The sequence below is a fragment of the Mycobacterium europaeum genome (assembly GCF_002102155.1).
Taxonomy (GTDB): Bacteria; Actinomycetota; Actinomycetes; order Mycobacteriales; family Mycobacteriaceae; genus Mycobacterium; species Mycobacterium europaeum.
This window is the reverse complement of sequence record NZ_LQOU01000025.1, coordinates 107,200-122,660: the sequence shown is the minus strand read 5'-3', so window position 1 is coordinate 122,660 and position 15,461 is coordinate 107,200. Positions and strand designations below refer to the sequence as shown.

16 protein-coding genes are annotated in these 15,461 nt (G+C 72.4%); 7 read left to right on the top strand and 9 right to left on the bottom strand.

All coding sequences use genetic code 11. The features are described 5' to 3' along the window. The first annotated feature begins 22 nt into the window (after window positions 1–22). Window positions 23–520 carry a cupin domain-containing protein gene (locus AWC03_RS12465; protein WP_085240775.1) on the top strand — a complete coding sequence of 166 codons (498 nt, stop codon included), beginning with the start codon at window positions 23–25 and terminating at the stop codon, window positions 518–520. Here the strand turns inward: AWC03_RS12465 and AWC03_RS12460 are convergent. Then, window positions 505–1,944, bottom strand: a complete 1,440-nt coding sequence (locus AWC03_RS12460) for a flavin-containing monooxygenase (RefSeq protein ID WP_085240774.1) — start codon at window positions 1,942–1,944, stop codon at window positions 505–507. The genes AWC03_RS12465 and AWC03_RS12460 overlap by 16 nt on opposite strands. 158 nt (window positions 1,945–2,102) lie before the next feature. On the opposite strand from AWC03_RS12460, the gene moeA reads away from it, so the two are divergent. Continuing rightward, entirely contained in the window at window positions 2,103–3,308 is a 1,206-nt protein-coding gene (gene moeA, locus AWC03_RS12455) for a molybdopterin molybdotransferase MoeA (RefSeq protein WP_085240773.1), read from the top strand. On the opposite strand, the gene AWC03_RS12450 is transcribed toward moeA, so the two are convergent. After that, window positions 3,305–4,510, bottom strand: coding sequence for an MFS transporter (locus AWC03_RS12450; protein WP_085240772.1), 1,206 nt, complete (start codon window positions 4,508–4,510; stop codon window positions 3,305–3,307). The genes moeA and AWC03_RS12450 overlap by 4 nt on opposite strands. 66 nt (window positions 4,511–4,576) lie before the next feature. On the opposite strand from AWC03_RS12450, the gene AWC03_RS12445 reads away from it, so the two are divergent. The 3 genes from AWC03_RS12445 to AWC03_RS12435 are packed head-to-tail and all read left to right on the top strand — an operon-like array spanning window position 4,577 to window position 8,345. Beyond that, a complete protein-coding gene (locus tag AWC03_RS12445; RefSeq protein WP_085240771.1) occupies window positions 4,577–5,299 on the top strand; it encodes a phosphatidylserine decarboxylase in 723 nt (240 codons plus the stop codon). After that, on the top strand, window positions 5,296–6,159 hold the full coding sequence (gene pssA, locus AWC03_RS12440; protein ID WP_085240770.1) for a CDP-diacylglycerol--serine O-phosphatidyltransferase: 864 nt from the start codon (window positions 5,296–5,298) through the stop codon (window positions 6,157–6,159). The genes AWC03_RS12445 and pssA overlap by 4 nt, the downstream gene beginning before the upstream one ends. After that, entirely contained in the window at window positions 6,156–8,345 is a 2,190-nt protein-coding gene (locus AWC03_RS12435; protein ID WP_085240769.1) for an AAA family ATPase, read from the top strand. The genes pssA and AWC03_RS12435 overlap by 4 nt, the downstream gene beginning before the upstream one ends. Here the strand turns inward: AWC03_RS12435 and AWC03_RS12430 are convergent. Then, entirely contained in the window at window positions 8,319–8,927 is a 609-nt protein-coding gene (locus AWC03_RS12430; protein WP_085240768.1) for a TetR/AcrR family transcriptional regulator, read from the bottom strand. The two genes, AWC03_RS12435 and AWC03_RS12430, sit on opposite strands and share 27 nt — an antisense overlap. Before the next feature lie 21 nt (window positions 8,928–8,948). Between AWC03_RS12430 and AWC03_RS12425 the strand changes: the two genes are divergently transcribed. Then, entirely contained in the window at window positions 8,949–9,734 is a 786-nt protein-coding gene (locus tag AWC03_RS12425) for a DUF2867 domain-containing protein (protein WP_085240767.1), read from the top strand. Then, window positions 9,731–10,660 (top strand): SDR family NAD(P)-dependent oxidoreductase, encoded by a 930-nt coding sequence (locus AWC03_RS12420; RefSeq protein ID WP_085240766.1) that lies wholly within the window; start codon window positions 9,731–9,733, stop codon window positions 10,658–10,660. Before AWC03_RS12425 ends, AWC03_RS12420 begins: the two co-directional genes overlap by 4 nt. Here the strand turns inward: AWC03_RS12420 and AWC03_RS12415 are convergent. From AWC03_RS12415 to AWC03_RS12390, 6 genes are read right to left on the bottom strand one after another with little or no spacing between them, the layout of a single operon-like run. Continuing rightward, complete coding sequence (locus tag AWC03_RS12415; RefSeq protein ID WP_085240765.1) at window positions 10,614–11,426, bottom strand: enoyl-CoA hydratase/isomerase family protein; 813 nt, start codon at window positions 11,424–11,426, stop codon at window positions 10,614–10,616. The genes AWC03_RS12420 and AWC03_RS12415 overlap by 47 nt on opposite strands. Then, window positions 11,423–12,445 carry a TIGR03617 family F420-dependent LLM class oxidoreductase gene (locus tag AWC03_RS12410; protein WP_085240764.1) on the bottom strand — a complete coding sequence of 341 codons (1,023 nt, stop codon included), beginning with the start codon at window positions 12,443–12,445 and terminating at the stop codon, window positions 11,423–11,425. The genes AWC03_RS12415 and AWC03_RS12410 overlap by 4 nt, the downstream gene beginning before the upstream one ends. 21 nt (window positions 12,446–12,466) lie before the next feature. Further along, on the bottom strand, window positions 12,467–13,105 hold the full coding sequence (locus AWC03_RS12405) for an LON peptidase substrate-binding domain-containing protein (RefSeq protein WP_085240763.1): 639 nt from the start codon (window positions 13,103–13,105) through the stop codon (window positions 12,467–12,469). Next, window positions 13,105–14,235, bottom strand: coding sequence for a glutamate--cysteine ligase (locus tag AWC03_RS12400; RefSeq protein WP_085240762.1), 1,131 nt, complete (start codon window positions 14,233–14,235; stop codon window positions 13,105–13,107). The genes AWC03_RS12405 and AWC03_RS12400 overlap by 1 nt, the downstream gene beginning before the upstream one ends. Continuing rightward, window positions 14,225–14,944: a superoxide dismutase[Cu-Zn] gene (gene sodC, locus AWC03_RS12395; RefSeq protein WP_085240761.1), complete on the bottom strand. Its 720-nt coding sequence runs from the start codon at window positions 14,942–14,944 to the stop codon at window positions 14,225–14,227. Before sodC ends, AWC03_RS12400 begins: the two co-directional genes overlap by 11 nt. A gap of 24 nt (window positions 14,945–14,968) precedes the next feature. Continuing rightward, window positions 14,969–15,445 (bottom strand): LytR C-terminal domain-containing protein, encoded by a 477-nt coding sequence (locus AWC03_RS12390; RefSeq protein ID WP_085240760.1) that lies wholly within the window; start codon window positions 15,443–15,445, stop codon window positions 14,969–14,971. Between the last annotated feature and the right edge of the window lie 16 nt (window positions 15,446–15,461).

Here is a 15,461-nt window from a genome sequence, read left to right as displayed (position 1 = left end):
TGCTAACTGGCAGGCTGGGCAGATGTCTTTCGTCGTGCCGCCGTATCCGCCGCCCCGCTACACCGCCGACCAGCCCGAGGTCAGCGCCTGGCTCAAGCGGGCCGACTCGCCGCCCGACTATGAAACCGGGGGCGTCAAGTACCACTACCTGGCCAACCAGCGCGACACCGGCGGCGACTACGGGCTCTACCGGGTCGACATCCCCGCGGGCGGCGGCGGCCCCGGGCCGCACTTTCACCGGGCGATGTCCGAGGCGTTCTTCGTGCTGTCCGGGACGATGAAGCTCTACGACGGCACCCAGTGGGCCGACGGCCGGCAGGGCGACTTCCTCTATGTGCCGCCGGGCGGCGTCCACGGCTTCCGCAACGGGGCCGACGACGAGCCGGCGTCCATCCTGATGCTGTTCGCCCCGGGCGCCCCCCGGGAGGCCTACTTCGAAGGCTTCGCGGCGCTGGCCGACATGACCGACGACGAACGCAGGGAGTGGTTCGTTCGCCACGACAACTACTGGATCCAGTAGTCGGCGTCGACCAGTTTGCGGGTGCGCTCGAAGAAAGTCCGCCCGCTGTAAGGGAATTGGGTGACCACCTTCCCGCTGGAATGCCGGAAGTAGTTGTCGCACGCCAACCACACCTTGCCCGCCATGGCGGCCTGGATCTCGTCGTTGTAGCGGCGCTGCGCGTCTGGAGTCACCTCGACGGTGCGCGCGCCGCGACGGTTCAGCACGTCGAGGATGTGCCGGACGAACGTGGTCTGCGCCTCGTGGATGTAGATGATCGAGTTGACGCCGTTCGTGTTGGGGCCGTACAGCGTGAAGAAGTTCGGGTAGCCGGCCACCAGTGTGCCCAGGTAGGCCTCGGCGCCGTCGCGCCACACGTCGGCGAGACGACGGCCGCCGGTTCCGTACACGTCGATGCTGGCCAGATAGTCGGCGGCGGTGAACCCGGTGCCGTAGATGATGGTGTCGACGGGGTGCTCGACGCCGTCGGCGGTGCGCACGCCGCGCTCGGTCAGCTCGGCGATCGCGGTCGTGTCCAGGGAGACGTTGGGCAGCGCGAACGTGGGGTACCAGTCGCGCGACATCAGCGGCCGTTTGCAGCCGGCGGGGTAGTCCGGCGTCAGCTTGGCGCGCAGCTCCGGGTCGGCGACCTTGCGCATCAGGTAGCTGCGGGCCAGCTCGGTCGCCTCCCGGGTCTGGGCGGCGTCGACGTCGAAGCTGGCCGACTCGTAGGCGTCGAAGGCCTCGTCGCGCAGCTTGCGCGCGGCGGCCGGGTCGCGTTCGAACAACTCGTGCTGCTCGGGGGTGAACGGGAAGTCGAAGCGGGGCGCGATCCAGATCGGCGTCCGCTGAAACACGGTCAGGTGCGCGGTTTCTCGCGCGATCGCGGGCACGTACTGGATCGCGCTGGCGCCGGTGCCGATGGAGGCGACCCGTTCCCCGGCCGTCGACTTGGTGTGGTCCCAGCGCGCGGAGTGGAATCGGCGGCCCCGGAACCGCCGCGTCCCGGGGATGTCGGGGATGTGGGGCACGTCGAGCATTCCCACGGCGCTGACCACCACGTCGAACTCGTGCTCGGTGCCGTCGTCGTCGGTCAGCGTCCAGCGGCGCCGGGTGTCCGACCAGCGCGCGCTGGTGATCGCGGTGTTCGCCCGCAGCCGCGCACCCAGCCCGTGCCCGGCGGCCACGTTCTCGAGGTAGGCCAGGATCTCGGGCTGGTTGGCGTAGGTCTTGCTCCACCGCGGGTTGGGCGCGAAGGAGTACGAGTACAGGTGCGACGGGACGTCGCACGCCGCGCCCGGGAAGGTGTTGTGCCGCCAGGTCCCGCCGAAGCCGTCGGCCCGGTCGAAGAGGGTGAACCGGTAGCCGCCCTCGGCCAGCTGGATGCCCATGGCGATGCCGCCGGCGCCCGCGCCGATGATCCCGACGGTCGGCCGCTCACCCATTCGGGCCCGACACGTCGCGGGCGAACGCCACGGCGGCCTCGCAATCCGGAACGCACACCCGGGTGTGGACCACTCCGGTAACCACGTTCTCGACTCTACGTCGGCACGCCCGCCTCACCGGGTCGGCCCGGGAAATCCGACCGGCCGATAATGGCCGGGTGCGGTCGGTAACTGAGCATCAACGTGTCGTAGCCGAACTCATCCGGGCCCGGCCGGCGGCCACCGCCGCGCTGGCCGAGGCGCAAGGGCTGGTGCTGGCCGAGGATGTGGTCGCGCGGCTGGCGTTGCCGGTCTTCGACAACTCCGCGATGGACGGGTACGCGGTGCGGGCCGAGGAGACGTCCGGCGCCACCGCCGAGACGCCGGTGGTGCTCGAAGTCGCCGAGGACATTCCCGCCGGGCGCACCGACGAGTTGACGCTGCGACCGAACACCGCGCACCGCATCATGACGGGTGCGCCGCTGCCCGCCGGTGCGACGGCCGTCGTGCCGGTCGAAGACACCGACGGCGGTGTGGAGGTGGTGTCGATCCGCGCGCCGCGTTCGGCCGGCGCGCACATCCGCCGGGCGGGCGAGGACGTCGCCCCCGGTACCACCGTGCTGCGGCGGGGCCAGGTGGTGACGCCGGCCGTGCTGGGCCTGGCCGCCGCGCTGGGAATGGCCGAGCTGCCGGTGCTGCCGCGCCAGCGGGTGCTGGTGATGTCCACCGGCTCGGAGCTGGTGGCGCCGGGCGGCCCGCTGCGGCCGGGGCAGATCTACGAGTCCAACTCGATCATGCTGGCCGGGGCGGTCCGCGACGCCGGCGCCGACGTGGTCGCCGTCGTGACCGCCGAAGACGATGTGGCGCAATTCAGCGCGCTGCTCGACCGGTACGCCGCGGACGCCGACCTGATCATCACCAGCGGCGGGGTCAGCGCCGGCGCCTACGAGGTGGTCAAGGACGCGTTCGGGCGCGCGGGCGACCAGGGCGTCGAGTTCGTCAAGGTGGCGATGCAGCCGGGCATGCCGCAGGGCATCGGCCGGGTGGCCGGCGCGACCATCGTCACGCTGCCGGGCAACCCGGTCAGCGCCCTGGTGTCCTTCGAGGTGTTCATCCGGCCCGCGCTGCGCAAAGCCATGGGCCTGCCCGACCCCGACCGCCCACACCGGGCCGCCGTGCTCACCGAGTCGTTGACCTCGCCGCGCGGCAAGCGGCAGTTCCGCCGCGCGGTGCTCGACCGCGGCTCCGGCACCGTCACCAGTTACGGGCCGCCGGCGTCGCATCACCTCCGGTGGCTGGCGTCGGCGAACGCGCTGCTGGACATCCCCGAGGACGTCGTCGAGGTGTCCGAGGGGACCGAGCTGCAGGTCTGGGACCTGGCCTAACCGGCGGGGCTGGCTACCTGCCGATGGAAGTCGTCGGCCCGGCCGAAGGCGGTGGCGCAGCGGATCGCGACGGCGACGACCGTCATCAGCACCGGGATCGTCACCAGGGCCGCCGCCAGCCCGAACCGGCCGGCCAGGTGGCCGATCAGCGGCGGGCCCAGCAGGTAGCCCAGCCAGCCCGTCGCCGCGACGATGGCGATCGCCGAGCCCGCACCGCCCGCGCCGTAGGCGGCGCTGAACGCGGTCGGCACCAGCAGCGCCACCCCGACCCCCAGGCACGCGAAACCGGCCACGCCGACCGCGGCGTTGGCGGTGGCCAGCGTGACGCCCATGCCCGCCGCGGCGAACACCGCGAGGGCCGGCAGCAAGCGGCGGGCCGAAAGCCGGGAATGCAACCGGATCGCGCCCAGGCGGGTGATCACCATCGTCAACGTGTAGGCCGCATAGCTCAGCGCGGCGATCCCGGGGCCGGTGCCCACGACGTTGCGCAGGTAGTTGGCCGACCAGTCGGTGGCGGCGCCCTCGCAGAGGAAGGACACGAAGGCCACCGCCGCAAGGATCGCCACCGTCGGCGTCATCCAGGCCGCCCTGGCCCCGTCCGTCGCGGCCGCGACCGCGGCCTCCCGGTCCGGGATCAGCCGCCGGGTCAGCGGCCCGACGACGATCAGGGCCACCAGCCCGACGGTCGCCAGCTGCGGCGTCAGCCCGACGCCCGCGCTGACGCACGCGGCGCCGATCAGGGCGCCCAGCAGCGCGCCGAGGCTCCACATGCCGTGGAAGCGGGCCATGATCGGCGCCCGCGCCAGCCGCTCGACGGTGCCGGCCTGGGTGTTCATCGCGACGTCCAGGCCGCCCTGGAACATCCCCCACAGCGCCAGCGCCGCAAACAGCGACACCCCGGACCGGGCCAGGCCCACGGTCGTCCCCGCAAGGGCGTAGCCGGCGGCGGTCACCGGGATCAGCCGGTGGCTTCCCCAGCGCGGCAGCGCCCAGTGGCTGCCCAGCGTGGCCACCACCGAGCCCAGCGGCGCCCCGAACAGCGCCGTGCCCAACGCCGCGTCGGACAGGCCGAGCCCGGCCTTGACGGACGGAATGTGGGCGGCCCACGAGGAGAACCCGACGGCGTGGGCGATGAACACGGCGGTGACGGCCATCTGGGCGCCGCGCAGCCGCGGCGTCGCCGTCTCGTCGTTGCGATGCATGTCGAGGGTGGGCGTTCCCCCTGCGGGCGGCAACCAACCGGCCCCCGCCTTTCGTAAGATGGCCGCGTGGCACGACGCCCCCGCCCTATCGGCCCCACGGCCGAGGATCCCACCTTCAGCCCGCAGCACGCGTTGGAGTTGGTGCGCTCGACCATTCCGCCGGTTCACCCGGCCGGCCGCCCGTTCATCGCCGGTGGGCTGGCGGTGGCGCTGGCCGGCCGCAGGCACCGATGGGTGCGGCGGGCCGGTCTGCTGGCGGCGGCCGCCTGCGCGGGCTTCTTCCGCCACCCGCCGCGGGTGCCGCCGGCCCGGCCGGGCGCGATCGTCGCGCCCGCCGACGGGGTGGTGTGCGTGATCGACTCCGCCGCCCCGCCCGCCGAACTCGGCATGGGCGACGCGCCGCTACCGCGCGTCAGCATCTTCCTTTCCCTGCTCGACGCCCACGTGCAGCGCGCGCCGGTGAGCGGCGAGGTGATCGCCGTGCAGCACCGGCCCGGCCGGTTCGGCTCGGCCGACCTGCCCGCGGCCAGCACCGAGAACGAGCGCACCAGCCTGCGCATCCGCACCCCCAGCGGCGCGGAGGTGGTGGCGGTGCAGGTCGCCGGCCTGCTGGCGCGGCGCATCATCTGCGACGCGCGCGTCGGGGACAAGCTGACCATCGGCGACACCTACGGCCTGATCCGGTTCGGCTCCCGGCTCGACACCTATCTGCCGGCGGGTACCCAGCCGCTGGTTCACGAGGGCCAGCGCGCGATCGCCGGCGAAACCGTGCTGGCCGAACTGCCATGATCAGCAAGCCGCGCGGCAGGCCGTCGGTCAACCTGCAGATCCTGCCCAGCGCGATGACCGTGCTGTCCATCTGCGCGGGCCTGACCGCCATCCGGTTCGCCCTCGAGCACCAGCCCAAGGCGGCGATGGCGTTGATCGCCGCGGCCGCCATCCTGGACGGGCTGGACGGGCGGGTGGCCCGCATCCTGGACGCGCAGTCGCGCATGGGCGAGGAGATCGACTCGCTGGCCGACGCGGTCAACTTCGGGGTGACACCGGCGATCGTGCTCTACGTGACGCTGCTGACGACGTCGCCGGCCGGTTGGGTGGTGATCCTGCTCTACGCCGTGTGCGTGGTGCTGCGGCTGGCGCGGTACAACGCGCTGCAGGCCGACGGCAGCCAGCCCGCGTACACACACGAGTTCTTCGTCGGCATGCCGGCGCCGGCGGGCGCGATCTCGATGATCGGGCTGATCGGGCTCAAGCTGCAGTTCGGTGAGGGCTGGTGGACCTCGACGACGTTCCTGTGCATCTGGATCACCGGGACCTCGATGCTGATGATCAGCAAGATCCCGATGCGCAAGATGCACGCCGCGGCGGTGCCCCCCAGCTGGGCCGCGCCGCTGCTGGCGCTGCTGGCGATCTGCGCGGCCGCGGCGGTGCTGGCGCCCTACGTCCTGATCTGGGTCATCATCGTCGCCTACCTCTGCCACGTGCCGTTCGCGGTCCGCAACCAGCGCTGGCTGGCCGCCCACCCCGAGGCGTGGTCGGACGAGCCCAAGCAGCGCCGCGCCGCCCGCCGCGCGATCCGCCGGGCACAACCGCACCGCCGGTCGATGGCGCGGCTCGGGCTGCACAAACCGGGTGGGCGCGTGCGATGAGCCGGCCGGGCGACGATGCGGCCCGTCAGCTCACGCTCACCGCGCGGTTGAACACCTCCGCCGTCGATTCGCGCCGCGGCGTGGTCCGGTTGCATCCGAGCGCGGTCGCCGCGCTCGGCATTCGGGAGTGGGACGCGGTGGCGTTGACGGGCTCGCGGACCACGGCCGCGGTGGCGGGCCTGGCCGGCCCGGGCACCCCGGTCGGCACCGTGCTGCTCGACGACGTGACCCTGTCGAATGCGGGGCTGCGTGAGGGCACCGCGGTGATCGTCGGCGCGGCCACCGTCTACGGCGCCCGGTCGGTCACGCTGTCCGGCTCGTCGCTGGCCAGCCAGGCGATTTCACCGGTCACCCTGCGGCAGGCCCTGCTCGGCAAGGTGCTGACCGTCGGCGACGCCGTGTCGTTGTTGCCGCGCGACCTCGGCCCACCGTTCTCGGCCCCTCCTGGCGGCCGGACGGCCGCCGCTGCGCTGGCCGCCTCGGTCGGCATCAGCTGGACGTCGGAGCTGCTGACGGTCACCGGCGTCGACCCGGCGGGTCCGGTCAGCGTCCAGCCCAACTCGCTGGTCACCTGGGGCGCCGGCGTGCCGTCGGGGGCCGGGCCGTCGCAGGAGTTCGTCGACGTCGCCAGCCCGGAGACCGTCGTCGAGGAGCTGAAGGGATCGCAGCCGCAGGCCGCCAAGCTCGCCGAATGGCTCAAGCTGGCGCTCGACGAGCCGCACCTGCTCAAGACGCTGGGCGCCGGCGCCAACCTCGGCGTGCTGGTGTCGGGCCCGGCCGGCGTCGGCAAGGTGACGCTGGTGCGCGCGGTCTGCGACGGGCGCCGGCTGGTGAAGCTGGACGGGCCGGAGGTCGGCGCGCTGACCGCCGAGGACCGGCTCAAGACCGTGAGCTCGGCGGTGCGCGCCGTCCGCGACGGGGGTGGCGTGCTGCTGATCACCGATGTCGACGCCCTGCTGCCGGTCACCCCCGAGCCGGTGGCCGCGTTGATCCTGGGCGAGCTGCGCACCGCGGTGGCGACCGAGGGCGTCGCGCTGATCGCCACCTCCGCCCGGCCCGACCAGCTCGACGCGCGGCTGCGCGCACCGGACCTGTGCGACCGGGAGCTGAGCCTGCCCCTGCCCGACGCCGGCACCCGCAAGGCGCTGCTGGAGTCGCTGCTGACGTCGGTGCCCGCCGGGGGCCTGGATCTGGTTGAAATCGCTTCCCGGACTCCGGGTTTCGTGGTCGCCGACCTGGCGGCGCTGGTGCGGGAAGCGGCGCTGCGGGCGGCGTCGCGCGCCAGCACCGACGGCCGCCCGCCCGAGCTGATCCAGGAGGACCTGCTCGGGGCGCTGACCGTCATCCGGCCGCTGTCCCGTTCGGCCAGCGAGGAAGTGGCCGTCGGCAACATCACCCTCGACGACGTCGGCGACATGGCCGAGGCCAGGCAGGCGCTCACCGAGGCCGTGCTGTGGCCGCTGCAGCATCCCGACACCTTCGCCCGGCTGGGCGTCGAACCGCCCCGCGGCGTGCTGCTGTACGGGCCGCCCGGCTGCGGCAAGACGTTCGTGGTGCGCGCGCTGGCCAGCACCGGGCAGTTGTCCGTGCACGCCGTCAAGGGTTCCGAGCTGATGGACAAGTGGGTGGGCAGCTCGGAAAGGGCTGTGCGGGAACTGTTTCGGCGCGCCCGCGACTCGGCCCCGTCGCTGGTGTTCCTGGACGAGATCGACGCGCTGGCGCCCCGGCGGGGGCAGAGCTTCGACTCGGGCGTGACCGACCGGGTGGTGGCGGCGCTGCTGACCGAACTCGACGGCGTCAATCCGCTGCGTGACGTCGTCGTGCTGGGTGCCACCAACCGCCCGGACCTGATCGACCCGGCGCTGCTGCGCCCGGGCCGGCTGGAGCGGCGCGTGTTCGTCGAACCGCCCGACGCCGCCGCCCGTCGCGAAATCCTGCGCACCGCGGGCAAATCCGTCCCGCTGAGCGACGACGTCGATCTCGACGAGGTGGCCGCCGGGCTCGGCGGCTACAGCGCCGCGGACTGCGTGGCGCTGCTGCGGGAGGCGGCGCTGACGGCGATGCGGCGATCCATCGACGCCACCGACGTGACGGCCGCCGACATCGCGGCGGCGCGCCAAATCGTGCGCCCGTCACTGGATCCCGCCCAGGTCCAGGCGCTACGCGCCTTCGCCGAAGCTCCCTAGCACCGCCCGCGCGGACGCCGCGACATCGCGTTCCAGCCAGCCGGGCATCGGGTCGTCGTGGGCGTGGCGCCGGACCACGGCATACGGCAGGTCCGCGACCGCCCGCGCGACGGCGTCGACGGACCGGGGCCGGCTGTTCCCGTACAGCCGGCGGGCCAACACCCCGATCCGCTCCGTCAGCGGGGCGTTCATCGCGGCCAGCGTCTCGCGGAACGCCGCGTCGGGTTCCTCGTCGAGCAGGTCACCGGGCCGGATCGTCAGCAACAGCCGGGCGTCGTCGGGCAGCTCGCGCGCGAAGCTGACGGCGGCCACGGCCATCGCTATCGCCGTTTCCATGGCGCTGTCCGCGGGGTTCTCGCCGTCGGCCGCCAGCGCCCGCGCCTGGAACCGCTCCAGCGCCCGCAGCCACGCCGCCGTCAGGATGCCGTCGCGGTTGCCGAACCGGTGATACAGCGTGCCCGCGGGGGCGCCGCTGGCCTTGGCGATCGCCGCGACGCTCGCCGCGCGCGGCCCGCCGCCGAGCACCAGCGCCCGGGCGGCGTCGAGGATCACATCGGTTTCGTGCTTCCGCGGAGGTGCCACGATCTAGTACATTCCTTCTATATGGAACGATTACCCTATATCGATGAGCATGCCATAACCGTCGACGCGAATCGTGACGACACGTGGTCGGCGCTGCTTCAGGTGCTGTGCCGGGACCCGGGCGATCCGTCGACCGTGCCGGCCGGCTTCACGCTGGACGAGGCGCGCGCGCCGGAGCGGTTCGCGCTGAAGGGCCGGCACCCCTTCGCCGTGTACCGGTGGGTGTTCGAGCTGGAGGGAGCCGGCGCGGGCCGCAGCCGGGTGCGCGCGGCCACCTGGGCGGCCTTCCCGGGCGTGTACGGCAACGCCTACCGGGCGCTGGTCATCGGCACGGGCGGTCACCGCGTCGTCACGCGGTGGACGCTCAACCGCATCGCGAGGGCCGCCCAGCGGGCCGACTACACCGACGTCTTCGAAGTCCCCCTCCCGCAAGGAGACTCACGCACCGCCGAGGAGACCTTCCGCGACGCCCTCAGGGATGCGCCGGGCGGGGGCGCGGTCTGGTGGATCCACCGCCACGTGCTGAGGTTTGACCTCGGGCCAGCTTCGTCGGCGGATCACCTCATCGGCTGGACGATCGTGCGCTCGGATCACGACGAACTCGTGCTGACCGCGCGGGGGCCGCTGATGCGCGGCGAGCTGACGCTGCGGCGCGAGCACGATCGGCGGGCCAGCCTCACCACTCGCGTGCAGTACCGCCACCGGGTCACCGCCCGCACGGTCTGGGCCGTCGTCGGCCCGCTGCACAGGGTGGTGGCGCCGCGGCTGCTGGCCCGGGCCGCGGTGTGGCAACGTATTCCGGCATGAGCGAGCATCCGACCGCGCTGGACATCGTCGAGGGAATCGGCCTGTCCGGCAAGGTCTGCGTGATCACCGGCGCGTCGTCCGGGCTGGGGCGCGAGTCGGCCCGGGCGCTGGCCGCCGCGGGCGCCCACGTCGTCCTGGCCGCGCGCAACCCGGCGGCGCTGGCCGAGGCGGCCCAGTGGATCGCCGCGGAAGTGCCGCGCGCACACACCTCGACCGTCGGGCTCGACCTGACCTCGCTGGCGGCCGTGCGGGCGGCGGCGGCCGCCATCCGCGAGATCGCCCCGGCGGTCGACGTGCTGATGAACAACGCCGGGGTGATGTTCACCCCGTTCGGCAGGACGCGCGACGGCTTCGAGATGCAGACCGGCACCAACCATTTCGGGCACTTCGAGCTCACCCGGCTGCTGGTTCCGCAACTCGCCGCCGCCGGCGGGGCCCGCATCGTCAACCTGTCGTCCGCGGGCCACGTGCTCGGCGACGTCGACTTCGACGATCCCCACTGGGAGCGCCGCGAATACGACAAGTTCGCCGCGTACGGCGCCTCGAAAACGGCGAACATCCTGCACGCCGTGGCGGCCGACCGCCGCCTGCGCGACAAGGGAGTTCGCACGTATGCGGTCCATCCCGGCACGGTGGCGACGTCGCTGGCGCGGCACATGTCGCGTGCGGATTTCTCGCGGCTGCGCACACCGACCGGCGAGCGGCTCGACGTCACCACGCCCGACCGCGGTGCGGCGACCCAGGTGTGGGCCGCCGTGAGCCCGGAGCTCGCCGACCGCGGCGGGCTGTATCTCGAAGACTGCGGGGTCAGCGACAGGGCGGCGCCCTACGCCCGCGACGAGCAGCGGGCGGCGCGGTGGTGGGAGCTCTCCGAGGAGTTCACGGCTCGGGCAGCGGGGTCCACTCGCGGGACAGCCGCGACGTGAACAACGGGGGCCGGCGCTCGAGGAACGCGGCCACCCCCTCGCGCGCGTCGGCGCTGCCCATCACGCGATGGTGCAGCCGCGTTTCCAGCGCGGCGACCTGCCGCGGGCTGTAGTTGTTGATCGCGGTGTCCCACAGCAGCCGCTTGCTCAGCGCCGCCGACATCGGCGCGACGTTGACCGCGATGTCGCGGGCCACCCCGACCGCGTGGTCGAGCACCTGCCCGGCGGGCAGCGCCCGGTTGGCGATGCCGAGCGCCACCGCCTCGGCCCCGCCGAAGGTACGCCCGGTCAGCAAGATGTCCGCGGCCACCCCCAGCGTGGTCAGCTGCGCCAACGTCCAGTGCGACATGCAATCGGGCAGCACGCCCCGGCGCACCTGCACCACACCGTATTTCGCGTCTTCGGCGACGATGCGCAGGTCGGCCTGCAACGCGATGGTCAGCCCGATGCCGATCGCGTGCCCGTTGACGGCCGCGATCACCGGCTTGCGCAACTCGAACGCGGCCGGGGTGATCGGTGACGCCGAGAACCCGTCGGCCGGGGTGTCGAACGGGCCGGCATCGCCGGAGAAGTCCGCGCCGGCGCAGAAGGCGTCGCCCGCCCCGGTCACGACGACGGCCCGGACCTCGTCGTCGCCGTCGCAGTCGGAGTACGCCCGGCTCAGCAGCGCGCCCATCTCGGCGGTGTAGGCGTTGAGCCGCTCGGGCCGATTGAGCGTGAGCACCGCCACGCCCGCGTCGACGTCGACCGCCACGTCGGGGCTCATCGCAGGACGGGTGCCCGGTGCAGGGCGCCGATCAGGTCGGCGACGTCCGCCGCGCGCGGCGTGTAGCCCGGGAAGTAGCAGCACACCTCCGCCGCGTGCTCGCCGAACCGTTCGGCGATCTGCCGCGCGCACTCCTCGGGGGTGCCGACGATCCCGATCCGCGCCACCACCTCGTCGCCGATCAGCCGCCGCATCTCGGCGAACCGGCCCTGTTTGGACAGCGCGTTGAGCTCGGGCTGGATGTCGGCCCACCCCTCGGCCTCCAGCACGGGCAGGTAGGCCGGGGTGGAGCCGTAGAACGAAATCAGCGCCGCCACACCGTCGATCGCGGCCGCCAGGTCGGCCTGGTCGCGGCCGACGGCGACCATCGCCTGGGCGATGATCTGGAATCCGTCGGGGGTCCGGCCCGCGCGGCGCAGCCCCTCGGCGACCGCCGGGACGGTGCGTTCGGCGAAGTGGCGGGCGCTGTTGAACGGCATCACCAGCAGCCCGTCGGCCACCTCCGCGGCGGTGCGCGTCATCACCGGGCCCAGTGCGCCCAGCAGCACCGGCGGCGGCCCGAACGGGTTGGGCCCGGGGTTGAAGTTCGGCGCCATGATGGTGTGGGTGAAGAACTCGCCGCGAAAGTCCAGGCGGTCCTGCCCTTCCCAGGCGGCGAAGATGGCCTTGATCGCGCGCACGGTTTCGGCCATCAGCTTGGCCGGCTTCGCCCACCTACTGCCGTAACGCTTTTCGATGTGGGCCTGCACCTGCGAGCCGAGCCCCAGCCGGAACCGGCCACCGCTGTACAGTTGCAGGTCGTAGGCGGCGTGGGCCAGGTGCAGCGGGCTGCGCGGCGGGGCGACCGCCACGTTGGTCATCAGCCCGAGGTCGGTCGCGCCGGCGGCGATGAGCAGGGGGAAGAAGACGTCGTGCTGGCCCTCGAAGGTGAACAGGCCGTCGGCGCCCGTCGCGGCGATGTCGGCGGCACTGGCCGCGGCATCCACCGGTGAACCATTGACCTGCAGCTGTACCTTCATCTGAACCCCTGTCGCACAGTCCTATTCGGAGAGCTGGAACTCAACCACCTCGGCGACCGCGGCCACGGCATCGCGGACCGCGGCCAGGCGCGCGGCGGCCGACGGCGCCGCCAGCACCGAGTACCGGTCGGCCGTGCCGATGGGGATGCGAGAAGCCAAGTCCCACAAACGTTGCCCGGGATCACCGCCGGCGTGCTCGCCCAGCAGCGCCGCGCGGTCGGGCAGGCTCACCCCGCGCGCGTCGGCGATCCGCTCGAACAGGGCCATCACCCGGTCCTCGACCTCGAGCAGCTGGGCGGGGGTGACCGGATCGCCCGGCTCGTCGGGCCACAGCGTCACGGCGGCCCGCGGGTAGGGATCGTCGGGCAGCCATTCGGAGACCTTGATCCGCTCCCCGGTCCGGCAGCGCATCGAGTACCGGCCCGCGCCGTGCTCGACGCATTCGGTGATCCGGGACAACACCCCGACATCACAACGGGATTCGCCGCCGCCGACCTCGCGGCCCCGGGCGATCAGCACCACGCCGAACGGGTCCCCGGTGTCCAGGCAGTGCCGCACCAGCGCGCCGTAGCGCGGCTCGAAGATGCGCAACGGCAGCTCCTGGTCGGGCAGCAGCGCCGACTCCAGCGGAAACATCGCCAACTCGAGGGGTTCGAACATCAGATTTCCAACTCGGCCACCAGCGCGTCGACGACGGCCCCCAGGTCGCCGTCGTGTTCCTCGGCGACCCGGCGCTGCCGCTGATAGGACGCGCCGAGCCTGGGGATCTCGGCCACCGCGGCCAGCTCGTCGACGCAACCGAGCGACTTGGCGACGGGCTCCAGCCGGTTCAGCACGTCGTCGAGATCCTCGGTGACCAGCCGCTCGTTGCTATCGGCGTCCTGGATGATGATCGCGTCCAGCCCGTAGCGGGCGGCGCGCCACTTGTTCTCCTGGTTGTGCCACGGCGGCATGGTCGGCAACGTCTCGCCGGCCTCCAGCCTGCGGTCCAGGTCCACCACCAGGCAATGCGTCAACGCGACCAGCGCGCCCAGCTCGCGCAGGTTGGACACGCCGTCGCAGACCCGCACCTCGAGGGTGCCCAGGTGCGGCGAAGGCCTGATGTCCCAACGGACTTCGTCGACGTGATCGATGATGCCGGTCTTCTTCTGGTCGTAGACGAACCCTTCGAACTCCGCCCAGGTCTGGAACTGGAACGGCAGGCCGGCGGTGGGCAACTGCTGGAACATCATCGCGCGGTTGCTGGCGTAGCCGGTGTCCACACCGGTCCACCACGGCGAGGATGCCGACAGCGCCAGCAGGTGCGGGTAGTACTTCAGCAGCGACGTCATGATCGGCATCACCTTGTGCGCCGAGGAGATTCCGACGTGCACGTGCACGCCCCAGATCAACATCTGCCGGCCCCACCACTGGGTGCGCTTGATCAGTTCGGCGTAGCGGGGCGCGTCGGTGAGCTTCTGGGTCGACCACTGCGCGAACGGGTGGGCGCCGGCACTGAACAGCTCCATGCCCCGGTCCCGGACGATCCGGTGCGCGGGCCCCAGCGTCTGCCGCAGATCGTCCATCGCCTCCCCGGTGGAAGCGCACACCCCGCTGACCACCTCGACCGTGTTGCGCAGCAACTCCTTGTGCACGCGCGGGTTTTCGCCGATCTCGGCGATCACCGCCGTGGCCTCGTTGCTCAGGTCGCGGGTCTGCGCGTCGACGAGCGCGAACTCCCACTCCACGCCCAGGGTCGGCCGCGGAGAACGGGCGAAGTCGATGCGCGCGTTATCTCGGTTAGCCGGCACCGATCACACCGCACGCGACCCGCTTGCCGGCGTCACCGGTGCTCATCGTCGTCTGGTCGGGGCCCGGGGTTCCGTTGCTCTGGTTGTACCGCTCCGGCGGGATGTTGGCGAAGTTGTCGGCACCGGCGTGGATGATGATCGCGGTCTTCTCACCGGTCAGCAGGTCGTCCATGCCGAACGCGTCGGTGGTGGTCATCATCATCCCGGACCCGTCCTTGCGCACCTGCAGCGACGTCAGGTCACCGCTGGCGGGTTCGGCGGTGTGACCGGGCGTTTGGAAGTGCCCGCCGGCGGACAGGAAATCGCCCGGCGCGCCACCGGTCGGGGCGACGGAGTTGGGCTCACACTTGCCGGTTTTGTGGATGTGCACCCCGTGGAAGCCGGGCGTCAGCACCCCGTTGGCGGTCGTCTCGATGGTGACGGTGGCGTAGCCGTTGTTGAACTGGAACGTCGCGGTCGCGACCTCGGTGCCGTCGGGCGCCTTCAGGTGGGTGGTGATGTTCTTGCCCGACGGCGCGGCGACGGGCCCGCCCTCGGGTATCGGGGTGCCGGTCGGTGCCGGCGATCCGGTCCACACGGCCGGCGTGGTGCCCGGTGAGGTCGACGCGTGCTGAGGCGACGAGCACGCGCCCAGCAGTACGGCGCACGTGGCTGCGGAGAGCGCGGAAACGGTGACGGCGACTGTGCGGTGACCAGCGAGCGGAGGCATAGCGGAAGCCTAGCCGCTGACGGCTCACCCCGTAACGAGGACGATGACCCCGGGCGGTTCGCCGCTCAGCGCGGGGATGCGCGGTTCGACCGGCGCCCCCAGGCTCTTGCCAACCGCGTCGGCGGTCGCGTGCTCGTCGTCGGCGTCGGTGTAGTACACCGTCGTCGCCGTGACGTCCGGCACGGTCATGTTGTCGACCTTGGTGACGTTGAAACCGGCGGCGGTGAGCTGGTCCTTGGTCTTGGCGGCCACGCCCTCTTTCGAGGAGATGTTGTAGACCTGCACTTCGGCGCGGTTCGCCGCGGGCTTAGCGCTCGTCGGCGTGGGCGACGAGCTGGTGGCCGAGGACGTGGAGGCCGCCGACGCCGAGTCGTCGTCGGAGCTGCCGGACGAGCCCAGCGCCTGCCAGCCGAGCAACAGGAAAATGACCCCCAGGAACAACAGCACCATCACCATCGCCCGCAGGGGAAGCCCGGTGGAGTCGGGGACTCGCTCTTTCATCGAGCCCACTGTAGCG

Excerpts from the sequence above, each read along its gene's own strand:
- AWC03_RS12465 (WP_085240775.1), top strand. The coding sequence starts at position 23 with ATGTCTTTCGTCGTGCCGCCGTATCCGCCGCCCCGCTACACCGCCGAC.
- AWC03_RS12460 (WP_085240774.1), bottom strand. The coding sequence starts at position 1,944 with ATGGGTGAGCGGCCGACCGTCGGGATCATCGGCGCGGGCGCCGGCGGC.
- AWC03_RS12450 (WP_085240772.1), bottom strand. The coding sequence starts at position 4,510 with ATGCATCGCAACGACGAGACGGCGACGCCGCGGCTGCGCGGCGCCCAG.
- pssA (WP_085240770.1), top strand. The coding sequence starts at position 5,296 with ATGATCAGCAAGCCGCGCGGCAGGCCGTCGGTCAACCTGCAGATCCTG.
- AWC03_RS12435 (WP_085240769.1), top strand. The coding sequence starts at position 6,156 with ATGAGCCGGCCGGGCGACGATGCGGCCCGTCAGCTCACGCTCACCGCG.
- AWC03_RS12425 (WP_085240767.1), top strand. The coding sequence starts at position 8,949 with ATGGAACGATTACCCTATATCGATGAGCATGCCATAACCGTCGACGCG.
- AWC03_RS12420 (WP_085240766.1), top strand. The coding sequence starts at position 9,731 with ATGAGCGAGCATCCGACCGCGCTGGACATCGTCGAGGGAATCGGCCTG.
- AWC03_RS12415 (WP_085240765.1), bottom strand. The coding sequence starts at position 11,426 with ATGAGCCCCGACGTGGCGGTCGACGTCGACGCGGGCGTGGCGGTGCTC.
- AWC03_RS12410 (WP_085240764.1), bottom strand. The coding sequence starts at position 12,445 with ATGAAGGTACAGCTGCAGGTCAATGGTTCACCGGTGGATGCCGCGGCC.
- AWC03_RS12405 (WP_085240763.1), bottom strand. The coding sequence starts at position 13,105 with ATGTTCGAACCCCTCGAGTTGGCGATGTTTCCGCTGGAGTCGGCGCTG.
- sodC (WP_085240761.1), bottom strand. The coding sequence starts at position 14,944 with ATGCCTCCGCTCGCTGGTCACCGCACAGTCGCCGTCACCGTTTCCGCG.
- AWC03_RS12390 (WP_085240760.1), bottom strand. The coding sequence starts at position 15,445 with ATGAAAGAGCGAGTCCCCGACTCCACCGGGCTTCCCCTGCGGGCGATG.